The organism is Micromonospora sp. NPDC048930 (genome assembly GCF_043197935.1).
GTDB lineage: Bacteria > Actinomycetota > Actinomycetes > Mycobacteriales > Micromonosporaceae > Micromonospora.
The window spans coordinates 293,172-316,308 of sequence record NZ_JBICUB010000005.1 but is presented as its reverse complement, the minus strand read 5'-3'; the positions used below and the strand labels follow the sequence as shown (position 1 = coordinate 316,308).

Annotated in this window: 28 protein-coding genes; 7 read left to right on the top strand and 21 right to left on the bottom strand. The window is 73.7% G+C overall.

Going from position 1 to position 23,137, the window contains the following annotated elements:
- Positions 1-20: 20 nt before the first annotated feature.
- The 3 genes from ACGFI9_RS16165 to ACGFI9_RS16155 form a co-directional block, all read right to left on the bottom strand.
- Positions 21-1,478: a hypothetical protein gene (locus ACGFI9_RS16165; RefSeq protein ID WP_393178740.1), complete on the bottom strand. Its 1,458-nt coding sequence runs from the start codon at positions 1,476-1,478 to the stop codon at positions 21-23.
- 208 nt (positions 1,479-1,686) lie between these two features.
- Entirely contained in the window at positions 1,687-2,202 is a 516-nt protein-coding gene (locus ACGFI9_RS16160; RefSeq protein ID WP_393178739.1) for an O-acetyl-ADP-ribose deacetylase, read from the bottom strand.
- Position 2,203: 1 nt separating this feature from the next.
- Positions 2,204-2,995 carry an EI24 domain-containing protein gene (locus ACGFI9_RS16155; protein WP_393178738.1) on the bottom strand — a complete coding sequence of 264 codons (792 nt, stop codon included), beginning with the start codon at positions 2,993-2,995 and terminating at the stop codon, positions 2,204-2,206.
- Positions 2,996-3,059: 64 nt separating this feature from the next.
- Between ACGFI9_RS16155 and ACGFI9_RS16150 the strand changes: the two genes are divergently transcribed.
- On the top strand, positions 3,060-4,049 hold the full coding sequence (locus ACGFI9_RS16150) for a helix-turn-helix transcriptional regulator (protein WP_393178737.1): 990 nt from the start codon (positions 3,060-3,062) through the stop codon (positions 4,047-4,049).
- Here ACGFI9_RS16150 and ACGFI9_RS16145 read toward each other — a convergent pair.
- Positions 4,040-4,954, bottom strand: coding sequence for an SDR family oxidoreductase (locus ACGFI9_RS16145; protein ID WP_393178736.1), 915 nt, complete (start codon positions 4,952-4,954; stop codon positions 4,040-4,042). The genes ACGFI9_RS16150 and ACGFI9_RS16145 overlap by 10 nt on opposite strands.
- Before the next feature lie 57 nt (positions 4,955-5,011).
- On the opposite strand from ACGFI9_RS16145, the gene ACGFI9_RS16140 reads away from it, so the two are divergent.
- Positions 5,012-5,701 (top strand): DNA polymerase beta superfamily protein, encoded by a 690-nt coding sequence (locus tag ACGFI9_RS16140; RefSeq protein WP_393178905.1) that lies wholly within the window; start codon positions 5,012-5,014, stop codon positions 5,699-5,701.
- A 22-nt stretch (positions 5,702-5,723) separates the two neighbouring features.
- Here the strand turns inward: ACGFI9_RS16140 and ACGFI9_RS16135 are convergent, their stop codons facing one another.
- The 5 genes from ACGFI9_RS16135 to ACGFI9_RS16115 all read right to left on the bottom strand — a co-directional run bounded on the left by ACGFI9_RS16135 (position 5,724) and on the right by ACGFI9_RS16115 (position 9,047).
- Positions 5,724-6,461, bottom strand: a complete 738-nt coding sequence (locus ACGFI9_RS16135; protein ID WP_393178735.1) for an alanyl-tRNA editing protein — start codon at positions 6,459-6,461, stop codon at positions 5,724-5,726.
- Positions 6,462-6,472: 11 nt separating this feature from the next.
- A complete protein-coding gene (locus tag ACGFI9_RS16130) occupies positions 6,473-7,360 on the bottom strand; it encodes an alpha/beta fold hydrolase (RefSeq protein ID WP_393178734.1) in 888 nt (295 codons plus the stop codon).
- Positions 7,357-7,677 (bottom strand): DUF2516 family protein, encoded by a 321-nt coding sequence (locus ACGFI9_RS16125; RefSeq protein WP_393178733.1) that lies wholly within the window; start codon positions 7,675-7,677, stop codon positions 7,357-7,359. Before ACGFI9_RS16125 ends, ACGFI9_RS16130 begins: the two co-directional genes overlap by 4 nt.
- A 72-nt stretch (positions 7,678-7,749) precedes the next feature.
- Positions 7,750-8,418: a hypothetical protein gene (locus ACGFI9_RS16120; protein WP_393178732.1), complete on the bottom strand. Its 669-nt coding sequence runs from the start codon at positions 8,416-8,418 to the stop codon at positions 7,750-7,752.
- The gene (locus tag ACGFI9_RS16115; protein ID WP_393178731.1) at positions 8,415-9,047 is read right to left on the bottom strand and encodes a helix-turn-helix domain-containing protein; all 633 of its coding nucleotides are present in this window, start codon (positions 9,045-9,047) and stop codon (positions 8,415-8,417) included. The genes ACGFI9_RS16120 and ACGFI9_RS16115 overlap by 4 nt, the downstream gene beginning before the upstream one ends.
- A gap of 111 nt (positions 9,048-9,158) precedes the next feature.
- On the opposite strand from ACGFI9_RS16115, the gene ACGFI9_RS16110 reads away from it, so the two are divergent.
- Entirely contained in the window at positions 9,159-9,956 is a 798-nt protein-coding gene (locus tag ACGFI9_RS16110; protein ID WP_393178730.1) for an alpha/beta fold hydrolase, read from the top strand.
- Positions 9,957-10,209: 253 nt separating this feature from the next.
- Here the strand turns inward: ACGFI9_RS16110 and ACGFI9_RS16105 are convergent, their stop codons facing one another.
- The 4 genes from ACGFI9_RS16105 to ACGFI9_RS16090 all read right to left on the bottom strand — a co-directional run bounded on the left by ACGFI9_RS16105 (position 10,210) and on the right by ACGFI9_RS16090 (position 13,747).
- A complete protein-coding gene (locus tag ACGFI9_RS16105) occupies positions 10,210-11,169 on the bottom strand; it encodes an asparaginase (protein ID WP_393178729.1) in 960 nt (319 codons plus the stop codon).
- A 94-nt stretch (positions 11,170-11,263) separates the two neighbouring features.
- Positions 11,264-12,091 carry a 3-keto-5-aminohexanoate cleavage protein gene (locus tag ACGFI9_RS16100; protein ID WP_393178728.1) on the bottom strand — a complete coding sequence of 276 codons (828 nt, stop codon included), beginning with the start codon at positions 12,089-12,091 and terminating at the stop codon, positions 11,264-11,266.
- Positions 12,092-12,209: 118 nt separating this feature from the next.
- Complete coding sequence (locus ACGFI9_RS16095) at positions 12,210-13,322, bottom strand: YgfZ/GcvT domain-containing protein (RefSeq protein WP_393178727.1); 1,113 nt, start codon at positions 13,320-13,322, stop codon at positions 12,210-12,212.
- Positions 13,319-13,747, bottom strand: a complete 429-nt coding sequence (locus tag ACGFI9_RS16090) for a Fur family transcriptional regulator (protein WP_393178726.1) — start codon at positions 13,745-13,747, stop codon at positions 13,319-13,321. The genes ACGFI9_RS16095 and ACGFI9_RS16090 overlap by 4 nt, the downstream gene beginning before the upstream one ends.
- Before the next feature lie 69 nt (positions 13,748-13,816).
- Here ACGFI9_RS16090 and ACGFI9_RS16085 point away from each other — a divergent pair, with 69 nt between their 5' ends.
- The gene (locus ACGFI9_RS16085) at positions 13,817-14,680 is read left to right on the top strand and encodes an aminotransferase class IV (protein ID WP_393178725.1); all 864 of its coding nucleotides are present in this window, start codon (positions 13,817-13,819) and stop codon (positions 14,678-14,680) included.
- A gap of 27 nt (positions 14,681-14,707) precedes the next feature.
- Here the strand turns inward: ACGFI9_RS16085 and ACGFI9_RS16080 are convergent, their stop codons facing one another.
- Together ACGFI9_RS16080 and mtfM are read right to left on the bottom strand one after the other, a co-directional pair.
- Positions 14,708-15,298, bottom strand: coding sequence for an FABP family protein (locus ACGFI9_RS16080; RefSeq protein WP_393178724.1), 591 nt, complete (start codon positions 15,296-15,298; stop codon positions 14,708-14,710).
- Complete coding sequence (gene mtfM / locus ACGFI9_RS16075; RefSeq protein WP_274534545.1) at positions 15,292-15,396, bottom strand: small membrane protein MtfM; 105 nt, start codon at positions 15,394-15,396, stop codon at positions 15,292-15,294. The genes ACGFI9_RS16080 and mtfM overlap by 7 nt, the downstream gene beginning before the upstream one ends.
- A gap of 12 nt (positions 15,397-15,408) precedes the next feature.
- Here mtfM and ACGFI9_RS16070 point away from each other — a divergent pair, with 12 nt between their 5' ends.
- From ACGFI9_RS16070 to ACGFI9_RS16060, 3 genes are all read left to right on the top strand, one after another.
- Positions 15,409-15,783, top strand: coding sequence for a DsrE family protein (locus tag ACGFI9_RS16070; RefSeq protein WP_123240135.1), 375 nt, complete (start codon positions 15,409-15,411; stop codon positions 15,781-15,783).
- An 87-nt stretch (positions 15,784-15,870) separates the two neighbouring features.
- On the top strand, positions 15,871-16,251 hold the full coding sequence (locus ACGFI9_RS16065; protein ID WP_393178723.1) for an SCP2 sterol-binding domain-containing protein: 381 nt from the start codon (positions 15,871-15,873) through the stop codon (positions 16,249-16,251).
- The gene (locus ACGFI9_RS16060) at positions 16,248-18,302 is read left to right on the top strand and encodes a glycogen debranching N-terminal domain-containing protein (protein ID WP_393178722.1); all 2,055 of its coding nucleotides are present in this window, start codon (positions 16,248-16,250) and stop codon (positions 18,300-18,302) included. Before ACGFI9_RS16065 ends, ACGFI9_RS16060 begins: the two co-directional genes overlap by 4 nt.
- Before the next feature lie 12 nt (positions 18,303-18,314).
- On the opposite strand, the gene ACGFI9_RS16055 is transcribed toward ACGFI9_RS16060, so the two are convergent.
- The 6 genes from ACGFI9_RS16055 to ACGFI9_RS16030 all read right to left on the bottom strand — a co-directional run bounded on the left by ACGFI9_RS16055 (position 18,315) and on the right by ACGFI9_RS16030 (position 22,932).
- Positions 18,315-19,106, bottom strand: coding sequence for a hypothetical protein (locus tag ACGFI9_RS16055; RefSeq protein WP_393178904.1), 792 nt, complete (start codon positions 19,104-19,106; stop codon positions 18,315-18,317).
- 268 nt (positions 19,107-19,374) lie between these two features.
- Positions 19,375-19,698, bottom strand: coding sequence for a DUF1416 domain-containing protein (locus ACGFI9_RS16050; RefSeq protein ID WP_393178721.1), 324 nt, complete (start codon positions 19,696-19,698; stop codon positions 19,375-19,377).
- A gap of 5 nt (positions 19,699-19,703) precedes the next feature.
- Entirely contained in the window at positions 19,704-20,552 is an 849-nt protein-coding gene (locus ACGFI9_RS16045; protein WP_393178720.1) for a sulfurtransferase, read from the bottom strand.
- Positions 20,553-20,757: 205 nt separating this feature from the next.
- Entirely contained in the window at positions 20,758-20,835 is a 78-nt protein-coding gene (locus ACGFI9_RS16040; protein WP_311202345.1) for an Ms5788A family Cys-rich leader peptide, read from the bottom strand.
- 122 nt (positions 20,836-20,957) lie between these two features.
- A complete protein-coding gene (locus tag ACGFI9_RS16035; protein ID WP_393178719.1) occupies positions 20,958-21,740 on the bottom strand; it encodes a DUF2993 domain-containing protein in 783 nt (260 codons plus the stop codon).
- 142 nt (positions 21,741-21,882) lie between these two features.
- Complete coding sequence (locus ACGFI9_RS16030) at positions 21,883-22,932, bottom strand: hypothetical protein (RefSeq protein WP_393178718.1); 1,050 nt, start codon at positions 22,930-22,932, stop codon at positions 21,883-21,885.
- Positions 22,933-23,137 lie beyond the last annotated feature (205 nt).

The following is a 23,137-nucleotide window of genomic DNA, read 5'->3' as shown; positions in this document are numbered from 1 at the left end:
CGCCGCGGCGCCCCGAGCCGCTAGGCGGGGGCCAGCAGGGGAACCCCGTCCACCACCCGCCGGGTGCGGTAGCGCTCGGCGAGGATCCGGCCCAACTCACCGGACCTGTCCACCTTCCCGGGGTCGTTGGTCAGCACGACCAGTGCGGGGCGGTGCGGGCTGTCGAGCATGGCTCGCAGGCGGGGCAGCGCGTCCGGGATCTTCTCGATGGGCTTTCCCCACAGGTACGGGTAGTCGGTCGTCCGCTGCGCGAGGAAGTAGATGTCGCTCTGCGAGACGAGCACGAAGATCCGGTCGTGCGGGGAGGTCTCGGCGCGGATGGCCGCCGCGATCCGCTCGTCCCGGCGCGCGAGGCCGTAGTAGGGGATCCGCTGCTGCCGCTCGTCGGGGGTGGCCGGCACCAACGCGGCGAGCCAGATCAACTGGGGCAGCAGGGTGATGACGGCTGCCCCGGCCCGCAGCCGCGGCCGGCGGATGGCGGCGATCGCGGCCGCGGCCAGCACCGTGAGCGGCGGGAGCAGCTGCAGGTAGTAGTGCGGCCAGTACGAGCCACCGAGGTTCACGCCCAGGGCTGCGCCGCCGAGCCAGGCCAACAGGACCCACCTCGCCGACGGCGCGCCGCGCAGCAGCCAGAGCCCGACGCCGGCAGCCGCCGCCACGACCGCCAGGTCCCGAGCGGCGGGACCGAGGCTACCGGTGAAGTCCGTCCAGCGGGCGCCGGGACCGGCTGCGGCGCCACCCATCGCGGCGAACTGGTAGCCGGCGAGTGCCGTCCAGTAGTCGCGCCAGCCGAGCTGCCAGCCGTGCAGGGCGGACAACCCGACCGGTAGCGCGGACGCAGCCAGGAAGAGCGCCGGAGGCGACCCGGCCACCCGCCCACGCCGCGTACGGAGGCGGGCCACGACCAGACCAACGGCGATCCCGTCCAGGCCGGACGGCTTCATCGTGGTGGCGACGCCCGCCGCGAGGCCGGCCGTGACGAGCCAACCCGCCGACCGGTACCGGCACCAGAGCAGCGCGGCCGCCACGGCCAGGGTCGCCGGGGCGCTGGCGAGCAGTTCCCCGTTCAGGGTGAAGCCCTCGAGGTGGGGGGCGACCCCGATCACGGCGTACAGTCCGGCCGCGGCGACCCCGGCCCGACGACCAACCAGGAGCCAGCCGATCAATCCGACCAGCACCGTGATGGCCAGCCCCGCGAGCACCGCACCGAGCCGGATGGTCCAGCCCTCGTCGTCGATCCAAAGTAGGAACCGGTACGTCAGCAGCAGGCCCTGCGGACGGTCCAGCCACGCCTCCCCGTACAGCCGGGCCCCCCGGGACCACTGCTGTACGACGTGCGCGTAACCCCCCTCGTCCATGCCGAGCCCGGCCCAGAGGAAGGGCATGCGGAGCAGGCCGGCGAGCACCGCGCAGGCCAGGATCGCTGCGGCCGCCCGGCGGGTGGCGGGGCTGCGTCGGTCGGGCCGATGCGGCGTCATCCTCATGTCCTCGGGTTCGCCCCGGGCAGGGCCGGTCAGCGGACCGAGCGCTTACCCGCTCCGGCCCCCGTCACGCCTGCGAGCACCTCGCGCGGGTGCCTGCCGGGGCAGCCGTGGGCCCGGTCGTCGGCAGAGGGTTCCGTGAAGATCAGCCGGTGCGTCGACGCCCGTGCGCGCGCCGGCCCGGTCCGCTCTCGGCGGGCCGGGCTCAGCCGGCTTCGGCGATCCGCGCGGCGACCGCGTACGGGCCGGTCCCGAAGAGGACCAGCCGGGCCTCGGTGACGTGGGTCGGGGTGGCCGCCCGCAGCACGGTCAGCGCCTGGCGCACGGCGTCCTCGACGGGCCAGCCGTATACGCCGGCGGAGATCAGCGGGAAGGCGACGGTCGCCGCGCCCAGCTCGTCGGCGACCCGCAAGCTGTTGGCGTAGCAGGCGCGCAGCAGCGCGGACCGGTCCTCCCGGGATGAGAAGACCGGGCCGACGGTGTGGATCACCCAGCGGGCGGGCAGGTTGCCGGCGGTGGTGGCGACCGCCTGGCCGGTCGGCAGGCCCTTGCCGTACCGGGAGGCGCGCAGCGCCCGGCACTCCGCCAGGATCGCCGGCCCGCCCTTGCGGTGGATCGCCCCGTCCACTCCTCCGCCGCCGAGCAGCGACGAGTTGGCCGCGTTGACTATCGCGTCGACCTGCTGGGCGGTGATGTCCCCCTCGACCAGGTTGATCTCCATGTCAGCCCTCCTGGACGGACTGCCCGAGGGACCGGCGGGCCAGCAGGGTGGCCCCGGCGACGGCGGCCGGCATGACCAGCACCGCGCCGAGCGGGATCAGGAAACAGAGGAAGACGGCCACCCCGAAGCCCAGGGTGGTCGGCCGGTCCGCCTTGAGCAGGGAGCGACGGTCCGGCAGCCGCATGCCGCGCCGGTAGAAGGGCGCGCCAACCAGCTCCAGGGCGAGGAACCAGCCACCCACCAGGGCGCCGATCACCGGGACGACGGTCTGGCCGACCACCGGGATGAAGCCGGCGGCGAAGAGGGGTACGCCGACCAGCGCGGAGATCGCCACCAGCCGGAGCGAGTCGAGGATGCTGCGCCGCAGCGAGGCCCAGAACGGCACCTCGACCGCGCCCGGGGTGCCGCCCAGCCGGTCCTCGACCCGTTCGGAGATCTTCTCGTAGAACGGGTCGCCGATGGCCAGGGTGACCGCGGTGAAGGTGAGCACTCCGAGCAGGCCGGCCAGCCCCACGATGGCCAACCCGGCGACCACCCGGATCAGCCCCCGCCAGGTCCCCGACCAGTCGTCGGCGAACGGGGTGACCAGCGCGGCCAGGTCGTCCACGAAGTACAGCAGGGTGGCGAACGCGGCGACGAAGAGCGCCCCGGAGATCAGCGCCGGCACGATCCCGAGCAGCATCAGCCCGGGGCTGCGGACGTACAGGGCGAGGCCGCGCAGCAGCAGGCCGGCGCCGGTGAGGAAACGGGACACGGCGCCGGTCACGGGCGCGGCGAGGCGGGGTACGTCCACGACCGGACAGCCTAGTGGCCGACCGCATCCCGCCCCGGGACGCGCGGACCGGCAGGATGGTCGGGTGCGCGCGTCCCGGCTGATCTCGTTGATCCTGCTGCTCCAGTCGCGGGAGACGATGACCGCCGCCGAGCTGGCCCGCGAGCTGGAGGTCTCCGAGCGCACCGTCTACCGGGACGTGCTGGCCCTCTCCGCGGCCGGGGTGCCGGTGTACGCGGACCGGGGCCGGGCCGGTGGCTACCGCCTGCTCGGCGGCTACCGGACCCGGCTCACCGGGCTGACCCGGGACGAGGCGGAGGCGCTGTTCCTGGCCGGGCTGCCCGGGCCGGCCGGTGACATGGGGCTGGCCGACGCGGTGGCCGCCGCCGAGCTGAAGGTGCTCGCCGCGCTGCCGCCGAGCCTGCGGGACGCGCCCGCCCGGACCGGGCAGCGGTTCCACCTGGACGTGCCGGGCTGGTTCCGGGAGTCCACGCCCCCGGCGTGGTTGGCCGAGCTGGCCCGCGCGGTCTGGCGGGACCGGGTGGTCGAGTTGCGCTACCGGCGCGGCGACCGGGAGGTGACCCGCACGGTCGAGCCGTACGGGCTGGTGCTGAAGAGCGGCGTCTGGTATCTGGTCGGCCGGGTCGGCGACGGGTACCGGACGTACCGGGTGGACCGGGTGGTCGGCGTCGAGGCGGGCGACGACACCTTCGACCGCGACGAGGGCTTCGACCTGGGGGCGTACTGGCGGGAGCAGGCGGAGGCGTTCCTGCGGAGCATGCTGCGGGCCGAGGTCACCGTCCGGCTCAGCCCCGCCGGGCTGCGCGCGCTCCGGTACGTGGCCGAGGCCCCCTTCGCGTACGAGGAGGCGGTGGCCGGGGCGGGCGAACCCGACGGGCAGGGGTGGGTGGTGACCCGGCTGCCCGTCGAGTCCGTGCCGGTGGCGTACACCGTGCTGCTCGGGCTCGGTCCGGAGGTGGAGGTGCTCGACCCGCCCGAGCTGCGGGCCCGGTTCGCCGAGGCGGCCCGCCGCGCGGCGGCGCTCTACGACGTGGGGCCGGAGGCTCAGCGGTAGCCGGTGTCGTCCGCCGGCTTCCCGGGCTTGACCACCTCGTCGTGGTACCGCGCCCACTCCGGGCGGGTGCCGTCCAGGTCGGTGAAGCCGTACACCTGGGCCAGGCCGCCGCTGTCCACGGACTTCCCGTTCCAGCGGGCCCGGTCCGGGTCGGCGGCCAGGGCGGCCACGGCCCGCCCGACGAAGGCCGGCGTCTCCGACATGACGAAGTGCGGCTCCTTCGCCGCGCCGTCGCGCCAGTTGGCCTCGGTGACCCCGAAGTGCTCCAGCATCGCCTCGGAGCGCAGCCAGCCGGGGGTGAGCGCGACCGCGGTGCACCCGTGCGGCGCCAGCTCGTGCGCCTGCGTGAAGGCGAGCCGGTTGACCGAGACCTTGGCCAGGTCGTAGAAGACCGAGAGCCGGTACGCGGTGTCGTTGTACTCCTTGGTGCCGTCGCCGATCTCGACGACCAGGCCGCCCGGGTTGCGGATCAGCAGCGGCAGGGCGAAGTGGCTGGTGATGATGTGGGTGTCCACGGCCAGCCGGAGGGTGCGGAAGCCGGCGTCGAGCGGTTGCTCCCAGACCGGCTTCTCCCAGGTGATCAGCGGATCGGCACCCCAGATGTCGTTCACCAGCACGTCCAGCCGGCCCTGCTCGGCGTCGATCCGCTTCACCAGGCCGCGTACCTGCCCGGGGTCGAGGTGGTCGACCGCGACGGCGATGCCGGTGCCGCCGGCGGCGGTGATCAGCTCGGCGGTCTCCTCGATGGTCTCCGGCCGGTCCATCTCCGAGCGGCGCGCCCGGGTGGTCCGGCCGGTGGCGTAGACGGTGGCCCCGGCGGCGCCGAGCTGGACGGCGATCTGCCGGCCGGCGCCCCGGGTCGCCCCGGCGACGAGCGCGATCTTCCCTGTCAGCGGTTTCGTCATGCCCCCACCGTGGCACCGATACCTGACAGCCGAAGTCCGATTTTCCGGGTGATCCGGATCCGCCATCATGGCCGCATGCACCTGCTGCTCTCCGGCATCGTCGGCTCGGTCGCGTACGGGCTGGCCGGCCCCGGCTCGGACGTGGACCGGATCGGCGTCTTCGCCGCGCCCACGGTGGCCTTCCACGGCCTGCACCCGCCGCGGGAGTCGGTGGTCACCACCGACCCGGACGTCACCCTGCACGAGGCGAGGAAGTACGTCCTCCTGGCGTTGAGCGGCAACCCCACCGCGACCGAGCTGATGTGGCTGCCGGACGACTGCTACGAGACCCGGACTGAGTTCGGCGAGCGGCTCATCGGGATCCGCGCGGCCTTCCTCAGCGCGCCCCGGGTGCGGGACGCCTACCTCGGCTACGCCACCCAGCAGTTCCGCAAGCTGACCACCCGCGATGCCTCCACGGGTGGGCGGCAGCGTTCGGCGAAGCACGCCCGGCACCTGGCCCGGCTGCTGCACCAGGGGCGGGTGCTCTACGAGACCGGCGAGCTGGAGATCCGGCTGGCCGACCCGGAGTGGTTCCGGGCCTTCGGCGAGCGGGTCGCGGGCGGCGCGCTGGACGAGGCCGAGGCGCTGGTCGCGGCGGCCCAGCGGGACTTCGACCGGATCCGTACGCCGTTGCCGGACCGGCCGGACGAGGAGGCCGTGGAGCGCTGGCTGCTCGACGTCCGGGCCGCCCACCTGCCGCGCTGACCGCTCGCTGCGCGGACCGACCTCAGTCGACCAGTCGCACCCTGACCCGGCGGTTGGCCCGCCCCTTGCTCTCCACCTTGACCACCTGGACCTTGCCGATCTGGGCGGTGGAGGCGACGTGGGTGCCGCCGTCGGCCTGCACGTCCAGCCCGACGATGTCGACGATGCGGACCTCCTGCTCGTCCGGCGGGATCAGGTTGGACTGGGTACGGATGATGTCCGGCAGGGCCAGCGCCTCGCCTCGGGGCAGCACCCGGACCGCGACCGCCCGGTCCGCGGCCACCTCGGCGTTGACCAGCTCCTCGATCCGGGACTTGAAGTCCGGCGGCACCTCGGGAAGGTTGAAGTCCATCCGGGCCTCGCCGGGCTCCATGTTGCCGCCGGTGACCAGCGCGCCGAAGTCGCGGAAGACCACCCCGCAGAGCACGTGCAACCCCGAGTGGGTACGCATCAGCATGGTCCGCCGGGCGTCCTCGACCGCGCCGGTGACCGCCGTACCGGCCGGCGGCAACGGGTCACCCTCGGCCGGGATCAGCCACAGGTCGTCACCCTTGCGGGTGCCCACGATCCGGGTCTGCGCGCCCTGCCAGAGCAGCACCCCGTGGTCCGGCGGCTGCCCGCCACCGCCCGGGTAGAAGGCCGACCGGTCCAGCACGATGCCCTGCTCGGGATCAGCCGCCAGCACCGTGCACGCCCACTCCCGCAGGGTGGGGTCGGCGAGGTCGAGGCGGTGCGTACGGCCGTGGTGTGTGACGCCCATGGACGGGGAGGTTACCCGTTGAGGAACGTCGAGATCCGCTCCCGCAGGTCGGCGCGTTCCGTCCAGAGCACGCCCGGCCGGTCGTAGACGTGCAGGGTCGCGTGCGGGAGGGCGGCGGCCAACCGCTCGGCGACCGACACCGGGTGCAGGTCGTCGCCGGCGCAGGCGATGACCAGCGCCGGGGCGGTGACCGGGCCGAGGGCCTTGGCGTCCCGCAGCGGGGCCTGCTCCGGCAGGCTGGCCAGCCCCGGCGCGAGCCCGTCCCGGAGCAGCTGGTCCAGCCGCTGCCGCAGGTACGCCCACCCGGCCGGCGTGTTGCGGACCGACGGCGGCAGCTCCAGCGACACCACGTCGGCCAGCGCCGACGCGTCCCCGTCCGCCACCGCGTCGAGCAGGTCGGTCAGCCGGGTCCGGGCCACCTCGCCGCGCGGGGTGTCCAGCACGGCGGGCAGGAAGAAGACGAGTTTCTCGAAGCGTTCCGGGCTCTCGACGAGCAGCCGGCAGAGCGCGCCCGCGCCGAGGCTGGCCCCGAAGGCCCGGCTGGCGCCGCCGAGGTCGGCGATGGCCCGCAGGTCACGGGCCAGGTCGAGGTAGCTCCACGGGCCGGGCGGGGAGTCGGAGCGGCCGTGCCCCCGGAACTGGAAGAAGACCTTCCGCCCGGTGACCGCGCTGGCGAACGGACGGGTGGTGGCGATGCCGTTGCCGAGCCCGTGCGCGAACACCGTCACCGGGTCGCCGGTGCCGGTGACCAGCCGCTCCAGCCGTACGCCGTGCGGGGTGGTGACCAGCTCGGTCTCCGGCTCCGGCAGGGCGGGGCGGCCGGTGCGGGGCGCCCCCGGGCCGGGGCCCCACGTTCGGGGGCCGCCGTCGGGCGGCGGGGGCCAGCGGAAGCTTCTCACCAGAAGCCTCGGCCGTCGTGCAGGTCGCGCAGTCCGACCCGGACGTCCAGCAGGTAGATGAGCGCCGCCGCGATGCCGATCAGGCCGAAGATGCTCAGCACGCCGCCCCCGACGCCGAGCAGGGTCAGCACCATGCAGACCGCCAGGATCGCGATCCAGCCGCCCTTGGGCAGGGTGCCGATCGCGGCGAACGCGTCGGAGCGCTGGGTGATCGCGTGCACCAGGGAGACGGCCTCGATGACCAGGGCGAAGACGAGCAGGAGCAGCTCGATCCAGAAGCGGACGTCGTCTACGAAGATCGGCGCGGCGTAGGCCATGTCGGCAAGCTTATGCCGAGACCCCGGAAACGTCCGACAGGACGCTGTCCGGGGTCTCGGTCCAGGGTCGACTCACTCGGCGGCCGGACGGGTCCGCTTCGTGGTCTTCGGCAGCTTCGCCGACGGGGTGGCGGGCTTCGCGGCGGTGGCCTTGGCGGCGGTGGCCTTGGTGGCCCGGGTCCGCTTCACCGCGGCCGGCTTGCTCGCCACGGCCTCGGCCACCTCGACCGGGGACGGCGCCTCGGCCGGCTTCGCGGCCTCGGTGGCCGGCGCGGCCCCGGTCGCCTCGATGTCCGCGTTCACCGTGTCGGCGGCCTCCAGCACACCGGCGCCGACCATCCGCTCGCCACGGGCGACCAGCTCCGCGTACGTGGCCAGGGCGCGGGCCTGCGCGGCCTGGGCGCCGGCCAGGGCCCGCTCCTGCGCGGCCTGGGCGCCCGCCACCACGGCGGCGGCGTTGCGGCTGGCGGCCTCGCGGAGCTTGTCCAGGTCGAGGTCGGTCGGCACGCCCTTCTCCCGCAGCCCGGTGGCGGTCAGGTTGGCGGTCTTCAGCGTCGCGGTCGCCTTCTGGCGCAGCTCGACGCCGGTGACGACGGCCTTGCCGCCGAACTCGGCGACGACCCGGGTGCCGAGGTCGCTGACCACGGTGGGGAGCTTGCGCAGCTGCTGGAGGGCCAGCTCACCGGCGCCGGCAGCGGCGTAGATGGGGGCCGGGATGCGGTTGGTCTTCGGCTGGGTCATGACTTTTCCTCCTCGGCCGCACCGGCGGCCTTGCGGACCACCCGGCGGGTGGTCTTCTTCTGGGGGGCGGCGGTGGTCGGGGCGGGCGTGGCGCCCGCCTCGGTGACGGCGACCGACTCGAGGACCGCCTCGGTCGGGGTGCCGTCCGGCGTCGTGGGTCCGGTCGCGGCCGGCGCGACGGTGGCCGGGGCCTCCGGCGCGCTCCTCGGCTCGGTCGCGGCCGGGGTCGGCTCGGTGGCCCGGGTCGGCTCGGTGCCCGCCTGCGCGGCGGCGGTCGCCTCGGCCAGCCGGGCGTTCTCCCGGCGGAACGTCTCGTAGATCTGGGTGAGCGACTGCTTCTGGGCCATGGTCAGCTCGGGGTCGACGGCGATCGCCGCGAGCACACCCTGCCCCTCCTTGTCGTCCAGCAGTCCGGCCCGCAGGTACATGGCCGGGGTGGAGACGCGCAGGGCGCTGGCGAGCTGCTGGAGCACCTCGGCGCTCGGCTTGCGGAGCCCGCGCTCGATCTGACTGAGGTACGGGTTGCTGACGCCGGCCTGCTCGGCGAGCTGGCGCAGCGAGATCTTCGCGTTACGGCGCAGGTCACGAATGAACCCGCCGACGTCGGGAAGCTCCTTACCGGTGGCCATGACTCCACGCTAGCTCGCGGTGCTAGCTCCTGCAAGCAAAGTGCTAGCCAGAGTTAGCGAGGTCACGGATAGCCGCTTGCGTGCCCGGTGTCCCGTCCGTACCGTGCCCCCGTGGCAAAGATCGAAGTCAACGGCGCCCAGCTCACGTACGACGAGGCCGGCAGCGGGAGCGCGGTGGTGCTGCTGCACGCCGGCATCGCGGACCGGCGGATGTGGCGCGCTCAGCTGCCCGCGCTGGCGGCACGGCACCGGGTGATCGTCCCCGACCTGCGCGGCTACGGCGACTCCGAACTGCCACCCGCCCCGTTCGCGCACCACGACGACGTGATCGGGCTGCTCGACGCGCTGGGCCTGGACCGGGCCGCCCTGGTCGGCTGCTCGTTCGGCGGTAAGGTCGCGGTGGACACCGCGCTGGCGTACCCGGCGCGGGTGTCCGCTGTGGCCCTGCTCGGCGCGCCGGTCTCCGGCAACGAGTGGTCCGAGGAGACCGAACAGCTCTGGGAGGAGCTGGTCGGCGACGTGGACCCGCAGGACTTCACCGCCACCGCCGCCGGCGAGGTGCGGTTCTGGGTGGTCGGGCCATCCCGCAAGCCGGCGGACGTCGACCCGGAGCTGATCCGGTTCGCCGAGGAGATGGACCGCCGGGCGCTCGCCGCCGAGCTGGCGCTCAGCGCCGTGGAGGTCGGTGAGCTCGACCCGCCGGCGATCGACCGGCTGGGCGAGCTGGGCATGCCGGTGCTGGCCGGGGCCGGCGCGGACGACCTCGGGGACATCCGCCGGCTGGCCGACCGGATCGCCGCCGAGGCTCCGCACGGCGTGCGCCTGCCCGACGTCCCGGACGCCGCGCACCTGCTGCCGCTCGAAAAGCCCGAACCGGTCAACGCCGCCCTGCTCGACTTCCTCCCCTGAGCGGCGCCGGGCTCGCCGGCGCGACCTCGGAGAGCGCCACGGTAACCTGGCCGCCAAGCGTTCCGAGGCGATTCGTCCGCTCCGACGGCGTGGGGCGGCACAGACCTGAGAGCGGTATGTCTCTCAGGCATATTTATGCCTCAGAGACATACCGCTCCTGACTCATGTGCCGGCTGCTGCGGCGGTCGGGCGGCACCCCCGCCGCGCGGGCGCCGGTCGTGCCGCCACTACGGGAGCACCACCGGCGCCCGGGTCACCAGACCGGGCGGACCGCGCCCACCGGGAGGCCGCCGCCGAGCAGCGGCACGTCGGCGTACTCCGCCAGCACCGGAGCCTCGACGCCGAGCCGGCGCAGCCCCGCGACCAGCACCGGCATCCGGGCCCGGGCGGCACCGTCGTCGATCTTGAGAGCCACGGCGCCGACGCCGGGGACCGCCGCCGCGATGACGCCCTCCGCGCCGACCTTCGCCAACAGCCCGGGTACGCCCCGCATCAGCCGGGTGTCGTCGGCCTGGGTGCCGCCCACCAGCTCCGGGAACGTCCGCATCGCGTCCGCCACGGTCCGCTCGACGGTGCCCGGCTCGGCGGAGACCAGCCGCAGGTACGCCCGCGCCAGCCCGGTCAGCGACACGGCGAGGACTGGCGCACCGCAGCCGTCCACCCCGACGGCCGCCGCCGCTTCCCCGGTGAACTCCTCGATGGCGGCGGTCAACCGCTGCTGGAGCGGGTGCTCCGGCCGCCAGTAACCGTCCAGCGGCCAGCCGGCGGCGAGGCAGGTCAACAGCATCCCGGTGTGCTTGCCCGAGCAGTTCATCTGGATCCGCCGCGGCCCGCCGCCGGACCGCAGCACCGCCTCCCGGGCCGCCTCACCGACCGGCAGGTCCGGCGGGCAGTGCAGGGCCCCCTCGTCCAGCCCGGCCCGCTGGAGCAGGCCGGTGACCCGCTCCACGTGGAACCCCTCGCCCGCGTGGCTGGCCGCGACCAGCGCCACGTCCGCCGCGTCGGTCAGCGGCAGCCCGGCCCGGAGCATCCCGATCGCCTGCATCGGCTTGTTGGACGACCGGGGGAAGATCGGCGAGCCGACATCACCCGCCGCGGCCACCGGCGTGCCGGCGGCGTCGAGCACCACCACGGAACCACGGTGCAGGCTCTCCACGAACCCGGACCGGACCACCTCGGCGAGCGGCACGCCGCCCTCGTACGTCTTTCCCACGGGGTGGACGGTACCGACGGGCCGGACGAGCCCGGCACCGGGGTGACCAGCGGCGTCGGCCGGCCTCGTACAGGAGCGCCGGGCGGAGCGTGGCTTACAGGCCGAGCAGCGCCCGGGCCTCGGTGGTGGTCAGCGGCGGGCGCTGGGCGAGCTGTGCGAAGCCGACCGCGCGGGCGACCAGTTGCATGTTGGACTCCACCGGCCGGCCCTTGGCGTAGGTGACGGTGTCCTCCATGCCGACCCGGAGGTGCCCGCCAGCCGACAGGGACGCCAGCATCACCGGGATGGTGCTGCGGCCGATCCCGGTGGCCGAGAAGGTGGTGCCCGGCGGCAGGTCGCGCAGCATCTGCTCGGCGGCGACCAGGGTGGCGGTGGTGCCCGGCATGCCGCCCGGCACGCCCATCACGAAGTCGACGTGCACGTGCCCGCCGTGCGGCAGGCCGTACTTGCCGAGCAGGCGCTGGAGGGCGGTGAGATGACCGAGGTCGAAGATCTCGTACTCGGGGACGACGCCCTTCTCCTGCATCCGGGTGTGCAGGTCGACGATGAACTCCCAGCGGTTCATGAAGACGTCGTCGCCGAAGTTGACCGTGCCCATGGTGCAGGAGGCCATGTCCGGGCCGGCGTCCAGCACGGCCAGCCGGTCGGCCTCCGGGTCGGTCACCGCGCCGCCGGAGGAGAGCTGCACGATCAGGTCGGTGCTCTCCCGCAGCGCGGCCACGGTCTCCTGCAGCCGGCCCTGGTCGAGGGTGGGCTTCGCCTCGTCGTCGCGGATGTGGACGTGGATCACGGAGGCGCCGAGCGCCTCGCACTCCTTGGCGGTCAGCAGCAGCTCGTCGAGGGTCACCGGCAGCGCCGGCACCTCCGCCTTGGCCGACTCCGCGCCGGTCGGGGCAACCGTGATCAACGTCCCTGTCGTCATGCCCGGATCCTAGACCGCCGGTTCCCTTCCGGTCGACAGGCGAGACGCAGCAGAATTCCGTGAATCGACCTCACCAAACGGAAGATTTTCCGCCCGAGGGCCGCCGGGGCGGTATCCCTTACGCCGGTTCGATGGCGGCGGCCGTCTCCCCGACCATCAGCCGGGCGTCGTCGGCGACGTTGCGCTTGACCACGGCGAGGGCGATCTGACCGAGCTCGTAGTGGTGCACCGCGGTGCCCACGAAGCCGACCGTCCGGCCGTCCAGGGTCACCGGCGTGCCGGCGGTCGGCGGCTGGTCGGTGGTCACCCCGTCCAGGTGCAGCAGCACGAGACGACGCGGCGGCTTGCCCAGGTTGTGCACCCGGGCCACCGTCTCCTGGCCCCGGTAGCAACCCTTGTCCAGGTGCACGGCCGGGGCGATGAGGTCGACCTCGGCGGGGATGGTCCGGTGATCGGTGTCAACCCCGGCCCGGGCCCGTCGGGCGGCCACCCGGACCGCCTCGTACGCCCACAGCCCGGCCACCGGCACCCCGGCTCCCCGCAGCTCGTCCACCACCCCAGCCATGGCCGGGCGAGGCACCAGCAGGTCCACGCCGAGCGCCACCCGCCGGGCCCACCCGCCGACCGGCAGCGGCTTCACGTCGTACACCACGGTGGGCCGGGACGGCAGCTCGCCGGAGCGGAACTTCGGGCCCGGCACCGCGACCACGTCGGGCGCGGCCAGCCCGGTGACCCCGAGGGTGGCGAGCGCGCCGGTGGCCTCCGGCCCGACCAGCGAGAGCAGGGCGTGGTCGGCGGTCGCGTCGCGCGGCTCCACCTTGCTGAAGAACCGCATCTTCTCCAGGTACGACAGCAGCCCGGTGGTCATCCCGGGCTCGGTGTCCAGCCAGGTGGTCTCCCCGTCCTCGGTGACCATGGCGTGCTGCTCGACGTGCCCGTGCGGGGAGAGGACCAGCAGCTCGGTGCCCTGCCAGGGGCTGAGCGCGGCGAGGTGCTGGCTGGTCAGGGTGTGCAGCCAGCCGATCCGCTCCTCGCCCGGCACCGCCACCACGCCCCGGTGCGAGCGGTCCACCAGACCCACCCCGGTGGCGAGCGTGCGCTGCTCGCGCATCGGGTCGCCGTAGTGGGCGGCGACCGGGCCGACCCCGGCCGCCCGGTGGGCCGGCTCGGGCTGGTCCCGGGTCTCCTCGTCGATCGCCTCGGCGGCCACCGCACCCGCGATGTCGATCATTTACGTCCCCCGTCCTCGCACTGCCCGCAGACGCCGAAGAGCGCCACGTGCCCGATGTCGACCTGGAACCCCCGCTGCGCGGCCAACTGGTCGGCGAGCGGCCGGAGCAGCTCGGGCTCGATCTCGTCGATCGCGCCGCACTCCCGGCAGACCAGGTGGACGTGCTGGTGCTCGCCCGCCGCGTGGTAGGTCGGCGACCCGTGCGACAGGTGGGTGTGGGTCACCAGGCCGAGCCGTTCGAGCAGCTCCAGCGTCCGGTAGATGGTGGTGATGTTGACCCCGGCGGCGACCTCGCGGACCGCCGTGTGCACCTGCTCCGGCGTGGCGTGCCCCAGCTCCATGACCGCCTGCAGGACCAGCTGCCGCTGCGCCGTCAGCCGCAGCCCACGGGAGCGGAGCAGTTCCGCCAGGGAGGATTCGGACACCGTCCGATCATAGTTCGGCCGCCGCGCCGCACCCGCCGTCGCGGGGGTACGCTACTACCCTCGTCGGTCGTGGTGGCATCACGGGTGGCCGTGCTCGGGCGGGGGGTCGTACCGGCCGGGGAGGCGGTGCTGCGCGGCGACGACCGGGGCGTGCTGCACGGCGACGGCCTCTTCGAGACCATGCACCTGCGCGGCGGGGAGCCGTGGCTGCGCGACGCGCACCTGGCCCGGCTGCGGGCCGGCGCGGCGGCGGTCGAGCTGGACCTGCCGCCCACCGGCGCGCTGGTCGGCCTGCTCGACGCGGTCCGCGCCGGGTGGCCGCCCGAGGTGGAGGGGGCGCTGCGGCTGGTCTGCACCCGGGGACCGGAGGGCGGCGGGCCGCCGACGGTCTACGCCACGCTGGGCGAGGTGCCGGCGGCGACGAAGCGGGCCCGGCGGGACGGGGTGACCGTCGCGACCCTGCCGCTCGGGGTGACCGCGCGGTCCCGCCCCGAGCTGGGCTGGCTGCCGGTCGGGGTCAAGTCCACCTCGTACGCGGTGAGCACCGCGGCCCGCCGCTGGGCGGCCCGCACCGGCGTGGACGACGTGCTCTGGGTCTCCACCGACGGGTACGCGCTGGAGGGCCCGAGCGCCAACCTGGTCTGGCTCGACGGCACCACGCTCTGCACAGTGCCGGCGGCGGCCACCGGCGTGCTGCCCGGGGTGACCGTCCGCTGGCTCCTCGACCACGCGGCCGAGCTGGGCCTGCGGGCCGAGGAACGCCTGATCACCCCGGCGGAGCTGCACGAGGCCGACGGGGTTTGGCTTACCTCGTCCCTCCGCGGCCCCGCCGAGATCACGTCTCTCGACCACACTCCCATCTCCCGTTCCCCCCACACCCCCACGCTCCGCGCCCTCTCTGGCTTCCCCCTGGCGGATACCGAAACGGGTTGATCAAGGAGTTTGGGTGGGGGGTGGGGGTCAGCCGGCTACGCGGATGAGGCGGGCGGAGAGGTGGGGGCTCAGGGCGTGGCCCATGGCGGCCATCTCCTGGGCGTAGAGCAGGGCGCCCTCGACGATGCCGAACAGGCGGGCACCCGCGGTGACCTCCTTGGCCGTCGCGGTACGCAGCACCGCGTCGGTGGCGAACTCGATCTGGGTGCCCTTGCGCTTGCCGATGTACAGCTCCATCACGCCGGTCGGCGTGGTCATCAGCGCTTCCAGTTCGTCGGTGACCCGGTCACCGTCCAGCACCGGACGCCACCAGCCCACCTCGCGACCGGCCGGCCGGACCGGGCGGCTCTGCTCGTCGAGGATCCAGGCGCGGGACTCGTAGAGCAGGAACGGCCGGCCGTCGTGGCTGATCCGGATCTCCTGCGCGAAGTCGAAGTCCTCGATGGTGGGGAACCCGCCCCGGCCACGCCCGCGCCACACCCCGATGTACGGCAGCAGGCCGTCCAGGCTCCGGTGCAGCTTCGGGCCGACGCGCAGGTCGTGGCTCTCCTCGTACGGGTACGGGTCGACCGGCGGCGCGTTCAGCCACGGCGGCTGCAGCGGGTTCTCACTCACCACTTACCTCTCGAAATCTTCACGGCCAGATAGACCAGGCCACCGGCGAGCGCGCCCAGGCCGGCGACCAGCAGGCTGACGAACCCGATCTCGGTAACCATCCCGGCCATCCTATGCTGGGCGGCATGGCCCGCACTCTGGTCGTCAAGGCCACCGCCGGCGCCGACGCCCCCGAGCGTTGCGCGCAGGCCTTCACCGTCGCCGCCACCGCGGCCGCCGCCGGCGTGGACGTGTCGCTCTGGTTGACCGGGGAGTCGACCTGGTTCGCGCTGCCCGGGCGGGCGCAGGACTTCGAGCTGCCGCACTCCGCGCCGCTGGCCGAGCTGCTGCACGTGATCCTGGCCACCGGCAAGGTGACCGCCTGCACCCAGTGCGCGGCCCGCCGGGACATCGGCCAGGATGACGTCATCCCCGGCGTACGCATCGCGGGCGCGGCGGTCTTCGTCGAGGAGGCGATGGCCGAGGGAGCGCAGGCCCTGGTCTACTGAGGTCAGCCGGCCTCGGCCCGGGATGTTCGCTTCGGGTGGAGCGCCGATTTCACCCGATATTTCCGACTGCTTGCCTACGATTCGGATGTGGGCGAGGCGATCGAGCGGTTCTTCGCGTCACTGCCGGCGCGTGCCCCGGTGGTGCTGCCCGGCCCGACCCGCGGCATCCTCCAGATCGACCTGACCAGCGACAACCGCACCGAGCACTGGTACCTGGAGATGGGGCCGGGCACGGTCCGGGTGGGCCGGGAACAGCGGCCGGCCGACGCCATCTTCACCGTCAGCGCCGAACTGTTCGAGGAACTGGCCACCGGCCGGGAGGCCGGGATGGCGGCGGTGCTGCGCAACGAGGCCACGTTCAGCGGCAACGTCGTGCTCTTCCTGGTGTTCCGGCGCTTCTTCCCCGACCCGCCCGGCACCCGGGATCCCCGGGAGACCGCCCGCGAGGACCTCGGACGGCCGGAATGATGGAGCGCGTCAGCATCCTGGACGGCAACACCTTCCTGGTCAGCGACCGGCGCGGCAACATCGAGCCGTCCTTCGACTTCCCCACCGGGCTCTTCTCCTTCGACACCCGGTTCCTCTCCACCTGGGTCCTCACCCTCAACGGCGAGAAGCTGCACGCCCTCTCCATCGACGACTCCCAGTCGTACCGGACGCGGTTCTTCATGGTCCCCGGCGAACCGACCCACTACCTGGACGCCAAGGTCTCGGTGATCCGCAGCCGGTCGATCGGCGGCAGCTTCGACGAGGAACTGACCCTGCTCAACCACGCGGAGCAGGACGTCGAGTTCACCCTGCGACTCGACATCGGCTCCGACTTCGCGGACCTGTTCGAGATCAAGCACAAGCGGCAGAAGAAGGGACGCACCACGCCCACCGTCGGACCGAACGAGCTGCGGCTCACCTACCGCCGGGAGGGCTTCCACCGGGAGGCGGTGATCAGCACGACCGCGCCCGCCGAGATCGACGAGAGCGGCATGACCTTCCGGGTCCAGGTCGGGCCGCACGGCGAGTGGACCACCCGGCTGCACATCGCCACCGTCATCTACGGCGCCCGGGGTGAGGACATCCGGGCCACCCTGCCGTTGGGCGGGCACCGCTCGGTCGCGGCCATCCACGCCGAACAGAACGAACTGATCGCGCGGGCCCCGAAGCTCGGCTGCGACTGCGAACCGCTGGCCGGGGCGTACCGGCGCAGCCTCAACGACCTGGCCGCCCTCCGGTACGAGTCGATCGCGCTCGGCGTACGGCTGCTCGCCGCCGGCCTGCCCTGGTTCATGACCCTGTTCGGGCGGGACAGCATCTTCACCTCGCTCCAGGTGCTGCCGTTCCTGCCCGAGATGGTGCCGCCGACCATCGTCATGCTGGCCGGACTGCAGGGCAGCCGGCTGGACGACTTCCGGGACGAGGAGCCGGGCAAGATCCTGCACGAGCTGCGGTACGGCGAGACCGCGGGATTCGAGGAACAGCCGCACTCGCCGTACTACGGCTCGGCCGACACGACCGCGCTCTTCGTGATCCTGCTCGACGAGTACGAACGGTGGACCGGGGACGCGAAGCTGATCCGGATGCTGGAGCACGAGGCCCGGGCGGCGCTGGCCTGGCTCGACACGTACGGGGACCTGCTGGGCACCGGATACGTCTGGTACATGACCCGCAACCCGGAGACCGGCCTGCAGAACCAGTGCTGGAAGGACTCCTGGGACTCCATCTCGTACTCCGACGGCCGGCTGCCCGAGTTCCCCCGGGCCACCTGTGAACTCCAGGGGTACGCGTACGACGCCAAGCTGCGCGGTGCCCGGCTGGCCCGGAAGGTCTGGAACGACCCGGCGTACGCCGACCGGCTGGAACGCGAGGCGGCCGCGCTGAAGGAGCGGTTCAACCGGGACTTCTGGATCCCGGACCGGGAGTACTACGCGCTGGCCCTGGACCCGGACGGGCGGCACGTGGACGCGCTCTCCTCCAACATCGGGCACCTGCTGTGGAGCGGCATCGTCGACGAGTCACGGGCGGCGGTCGTGGTCCGGCACCTGCTCGGTCCGCGCCTCTTCTCCGGCTGGGGCGTGCGCACCCTCGCCGACGACCAGGGCCGGTACAACCCGGTCGGCTACCACGTCGGCACGGTCTGGCCGTTCGACAACTCGATCATCGCCTGGGGACTGTGGAAGTACGGCTTCCGGAAAGAGGCCGGCAAGATCTGCGAGGCGATGCTCAGCGCCTCCCGCTACTTCCAGGGGCGGCTGCCCGAGGCGTTCGCCGGCTACGAACGCGACCTCACCGACTATCCCGTGCAGTACCCGACCGCGTGCAGCCCGCAGGCCTGGTCGGCCGGCACCCCCCTGCTGCTGCTCCGGGTGATGCTCGGCCTGGAGCCGCAGGGCGAGCACCTGATCATCGACCCCGCCGTCCCGCCAGGGATGGGCCGGGTGGAACTGCTCGACATCCCCGGCCGCTGGGGCCAGGTGGACGCCCTGGGTCGCAGCCGCACCCCGCACGACCACAACCACGAGCAGTGAGCCCGCGGCAGGTCAGCCGGCGCAGCCGGTGGAGGCGGCCAGCCGCAGCCGGTCGCCGGTGGCGTCGACCAGCACGACGACGGATCCGCTGCGGTAGGCGTACCGCTCCGGGCGGTCGACCACGACGGCGCCGAGCGGCCGGAGCGCGGCCAGCGAGGCCGGCACCGGGCCGACATCGACGTTGACCGTCCGGGCGCGACCACCCGCCGGGCAGGGCGCCGAGACCTGCGCGGCGCCCGGCGGCGCGGCCTGGCCCAGCGCCCGCAGCGCCGCGGTCAGCTCCGGCCCGACGGGGTACCCGAGCAGGGGGTCGATGATCTCGGTGTCGGCGGGACGGCAGCCGGTGGCGGCGGAGAAACGGACAAGACCGTCGGCCACCACCCGACCGTCGATCGCGACGAACTCCCCCGCGTCGGCCCGCAACCGGGGCCGGCCGACCTCCGTGGCGACCCCGGCCCGCCAGTCGGCAGGCAGCCGCTGCGCCACCCGGTCCAGCAGCGCGCGTTCGCCGCCGGCGGCCACCGCCACGTCCAGGCCCCGGGTCAGCGACGCCCCGTCGGCCAGCGGGGTGACCCGGCAGCCCCGCTCCACCCGGGCCGGGGTCAGCTCCCAGGCGTCGTCAGCGAGCGCGGCCACCAGGCGGCCGATCGCCCGGTCCACCACCGACGCCGCCTCGCCGAGGGTGCGCTGCTCCTTCACGGTCGGCGGGTCGTGCCGCACCGACCACCAGGTCAGGCCGGCGAGCAGCACCGCCCAGGCCACCGTCACCGGCACCAGCCAGCGCAGCCAACGCCGGCCGGGCACCGGCTGGTCGGGACGGGACGGCGGGGCGTACCCCGCCTGCACGGCACCACTCACCCGGCCATCGTGTCACGCGCCGTCTCCCGCCCCCACCACCCCCGCGCGCCCGCCCCGGGCGGGAAGGGCCTGATTCACGGAAAGAGTGGCCTCCGCGGCCCGGGAAGCCGCTCTTTCCGTGAATCAGCGCGGATCCCGGGGGGGGGTGGGTGGGGGCGGGGGTGGGTGTGGCCCGCCACCCGGGTGGGCGGCGGGCCACGGATCAGAGCGTGGGTCAGGCGGCGACCGTGACGGACACCTCGTTGATCCCGCGGGCGGCGGTGACGGCGGTGTCGCCGTTGCCGTGCCGGGAGAGCGCCCGCAGGGTCCAGTCGCCCGGCGCGGCGAAGAACCGGAACTGGCCCGCCGGGGAGGTCACCACCTCGGCGGTGAACTCGCCGGTGGAGTCGAGCAGCCGGACGTACGCGCCCGGGACGGCCTCACCGGACTCGGCCCGGACCAGGCCCGTGATCACGGTCTCCTTCTCCAGGTCCAGGCTGGCCGGCAGCGGGGCGGCCTGGTCGGGAGCGGCGCAACCGGCGGCGGTAGGAGCAGTCATGATGATCAGGCCTCCCCGGGCTCATCGCCGAGCGCCACCGGCACGCCGACCAGCGAGCCGTACTCGGTCCAGGATCCGTCGTAGTTCTTCACGTTGCGGTGCCCGAGCAGTTCCTGGAGGACGAACCAGGTGTGCGAGGAGCGCTCACCGATCCGGCAGTACGCGATGGTCTCCTTGCTGTCGTCCAGCCCGGCGTCGGCGTAGATCTTGCGCAGCTCGTCGTCGGACTTGAAGGTGCCGTCCTCGTTCGCCGCCTTCGACCACGGGACGCTGATCGCCGTCGGCACGTGGCCGGCCCGCTGGGCCTGCTCCTGCGGCAGGTGGGCGGGGGCGAGCAGCCGGCCCGCGTACTCGTCGGGGCTGCGCACGTCGACCAGGTTCTTGGTGCCGATTGCGGCGACGACCTCGTCGCGGAAGGCGCGGATCGAGGTGTCCGGCTCCTGCGCGACGTACGTCGTAGCCGGGCGCTCCACCTTGTCGGTGACCAGCGGGCGGGCGTCCAGCTCCCACTTCTTGCGGCCGCCGTCGAGCAGCTTCACGTCGCGGTGACCGTAGAGCTTGAAGTACCAGTACGCGTACGCGGCGAACCAGTTGTTGTTGCCGCCGTACAGGATGACGGTGTCCTCGTTGGCGATGCCCCGCGCCGAGAGCAGCGCCTCGAACTGGGCCTTGTTGACGAAGTCCCGGCGGACCGGGTCCTGCAGGTCGGTCTTCCAGTCGAGCTTGATGGCACCGGCGATGTGGCCGGTGTCGTAGGCCGAGGTGTCCTCGTCGACCTCGACGAAGACGACGCCCGGGGCGTCGATGTTCTTCTCGGCCCACTCGGCCGAGACCAGTGCGGTGTCGCGACTCATCAGATCACTCCCTGTGAGGATGGACGGTGAGCCTGCGCGCGGAGATCGAAATTGATGATTGTCGCACCACGCGCGGGACCCAGAGCTAGGAACGGATCACGGGTACGTGCGACGGCGCCGCTGCCGGGCGATCAGGGGGAACACCGGAGGGTACGCGGACCCTGCGTGCCGGTGGCCGCCTAGGCGGCCGAGAACAGCCCCGCCGTCAGATGACGGGGCGACACAGGCAGGTGGCCACGCGGCACAGGTCGACCGCGCGCCGTTTGGTGAGGAGCGTCCCCATGAGGACGGAGACTACCAGCACCTCCGCCGGACGCCACCGGCCCGACCAGCATCCGGGACGACGGCCGGGCCGGAGGAACGCCGACGGCCCGGCCGATGGCCGGGCCGTGAGCAGGGCTGACGTCAGCCGACGGAGTTGATCGGGACGTTCTTCGCGTCCGCGGTGACCACCAGCCCGTCCGGCTTCGGTTCCACCTTGCGGACGGTGAGCTGGAACGGCAGCTCCGGCAGGGGCACGTCGATCGAGATGCCCCTGGCGTAGTTGGCCAGCAGCCTCCGGGCCAGCGGCAGGTTCGGCAGGCCCTCGGCGGTCAGGTCGTTGAAGCGCAGTGCGACCTTGCCGTTGGCGACGGTCACGTCGGCGGTGCCGTTGACGGTGAGCTTGGCGCCCAGGATGTCCACCGGCGCGGTGACCGCCAGCTTGCCGTTCTGCTCGCCGAGCTTCAGACCGGGCCGGTCGAGCAGCTTGGCCAGGCTGTCGTAGGCGATCGTGGCGCGTCCGTCGACGCTCTCGGCGGTCACGTCCCCCTGCCGGGTGCGGAGGGTGTCCAGCGACGCCTTCACGTTGCGGGCGTCCACGTCCAGCCGGGGCACGTCGACCGCGTCGCCCTGCACCTTGCCCTGCACGTCGGTCAGCACGATGGAGATGTGCTGGTACTTCCCGGCCAGCACCTGGGTGAGGAACGGGAAGCCGCCCACGTCGACCTTGGGTGGGGCGGACCGCACGTCCTGCTTGGCGACCTCCTGCTTCACCTGCTCGGCGATGGCCCGCTCGGCCGCGCCGGCCGCCAGCCGGTCGGCCACCGCCAGCAACCCGGCCAGGACCAGGAGCAGCACCACGAAACCGGTCAGCACCCGGCGGCCGCGTCGCCGGGGTCGCTCCTCGTACGCCGGGGCCTCTGCCACGCCGCCTCCTGCCCTCCTGCCGGTCGCCGCTGCGCGGCGCACGCTCCTCACGGTCCGGATCCACCGGACGACGGGCTGCGGCCCGTCGCCGTCCCACGGCGCAACGGTACTTACCCGGGGCGCCGATTCCCCAACCGCGCGGTCAGAGGAACAGCACGCACATCACGTACGCGGCCGGCGCGGCGAGCGCGAACCCGCCCAGCGGGCCCTGCATGTGCCGGGCGATCCACATGGTCGGCGGCTCGCCGGCCATCAGCCGGCCCGCCTCGGCGTACCCGACGGCGAGGTCGGCCAGCACGGCGGTGGCCGCGGTGACCAGGCCGACCAGGGCGGCGCTGGTCGGGGTGAAGCCGACCAGGTAGCTGCCGAGCACCGCGCTGGTCAGCGTACCGAGCATGGCGCCGAGGACCACCCCGGCGGCGCCCCGGGGCACCTGTGGGGCGAGCCGGGGCCAGGGCGCCACCGCGTCGGTCAGCCGGGCCACCAGCAGGGCGACGCCGGTGGCGGTGAGACAGACGGTGATCGCCTGGGTGCCCTTCGGGATCCGGCTGAGCACGATCAGCGTGGCGAACGCGACCACGCCGACCACGATCAGCAGGGTGCTGCCGAGCGAGTCGGTCACCCGGACCCGGTCCACCCGGCGGACGAGCTGGCCGAGCACGCCGAGCACGAACCCGGCGGCCGCGGCGTACCCGAGCGGGGCCAGCCCGGCGATCTCGGACTGCACCGCGGCGGCGTCGGCGATGCCGGCCACCCCCGCGCTGACCAGCGCGACCACCAGCAGCGCGGGCGGGCGCATGGCCATCGTCCAGGCGAGCACGAAGAGCAGCTGGACGCCGAAGATGATGAACGCGAAGGGCAGCCGGTGCCCCGGGCCGGCGGTCTGCGCGCCGAGCACCAGGCCGACGCCGAGCAGCGCGGCGAAGCCGGCGACGGTGAGCGCCAGCGGGCGGCGTACCGGGACCGGCGGCACCTCCTCCTCGGGCGCCTCGTCGGTCTCGTCGTCCGGGCGCCGCCCCGGGCCGCCCTTGCGGAGCCGGCGCGGGCCCTTCCGCTCCGGCCGCTCCCCGCCGTCATCGGCCGGACCGGTACGCGGACCCGGCGGGTAGCCACGGGTGGGGCCGGCCGGCCCCGGACGCGCGTCGTCGGCCCACGGGTCGCGGCCAGTGTCGGGCGAGGTCGAGGGAAACACGCCCCGATCGTGCCAGACCGGGCCGGCCGGGCGGAGGTCACGGTTTCGGCAACGTTAAAACCTGAGCCGCGATCCGGGGCAGAACAGACAAACAGGAAACGGCGCGGAGGTGACGGCCGGGCTATCGGTTACGCTCAAGCCGTTACCCGCCCGTCAGCGACGCCGGGACCCACGCAAGTTCTCAGCGCCACCCCACAACAGGAGT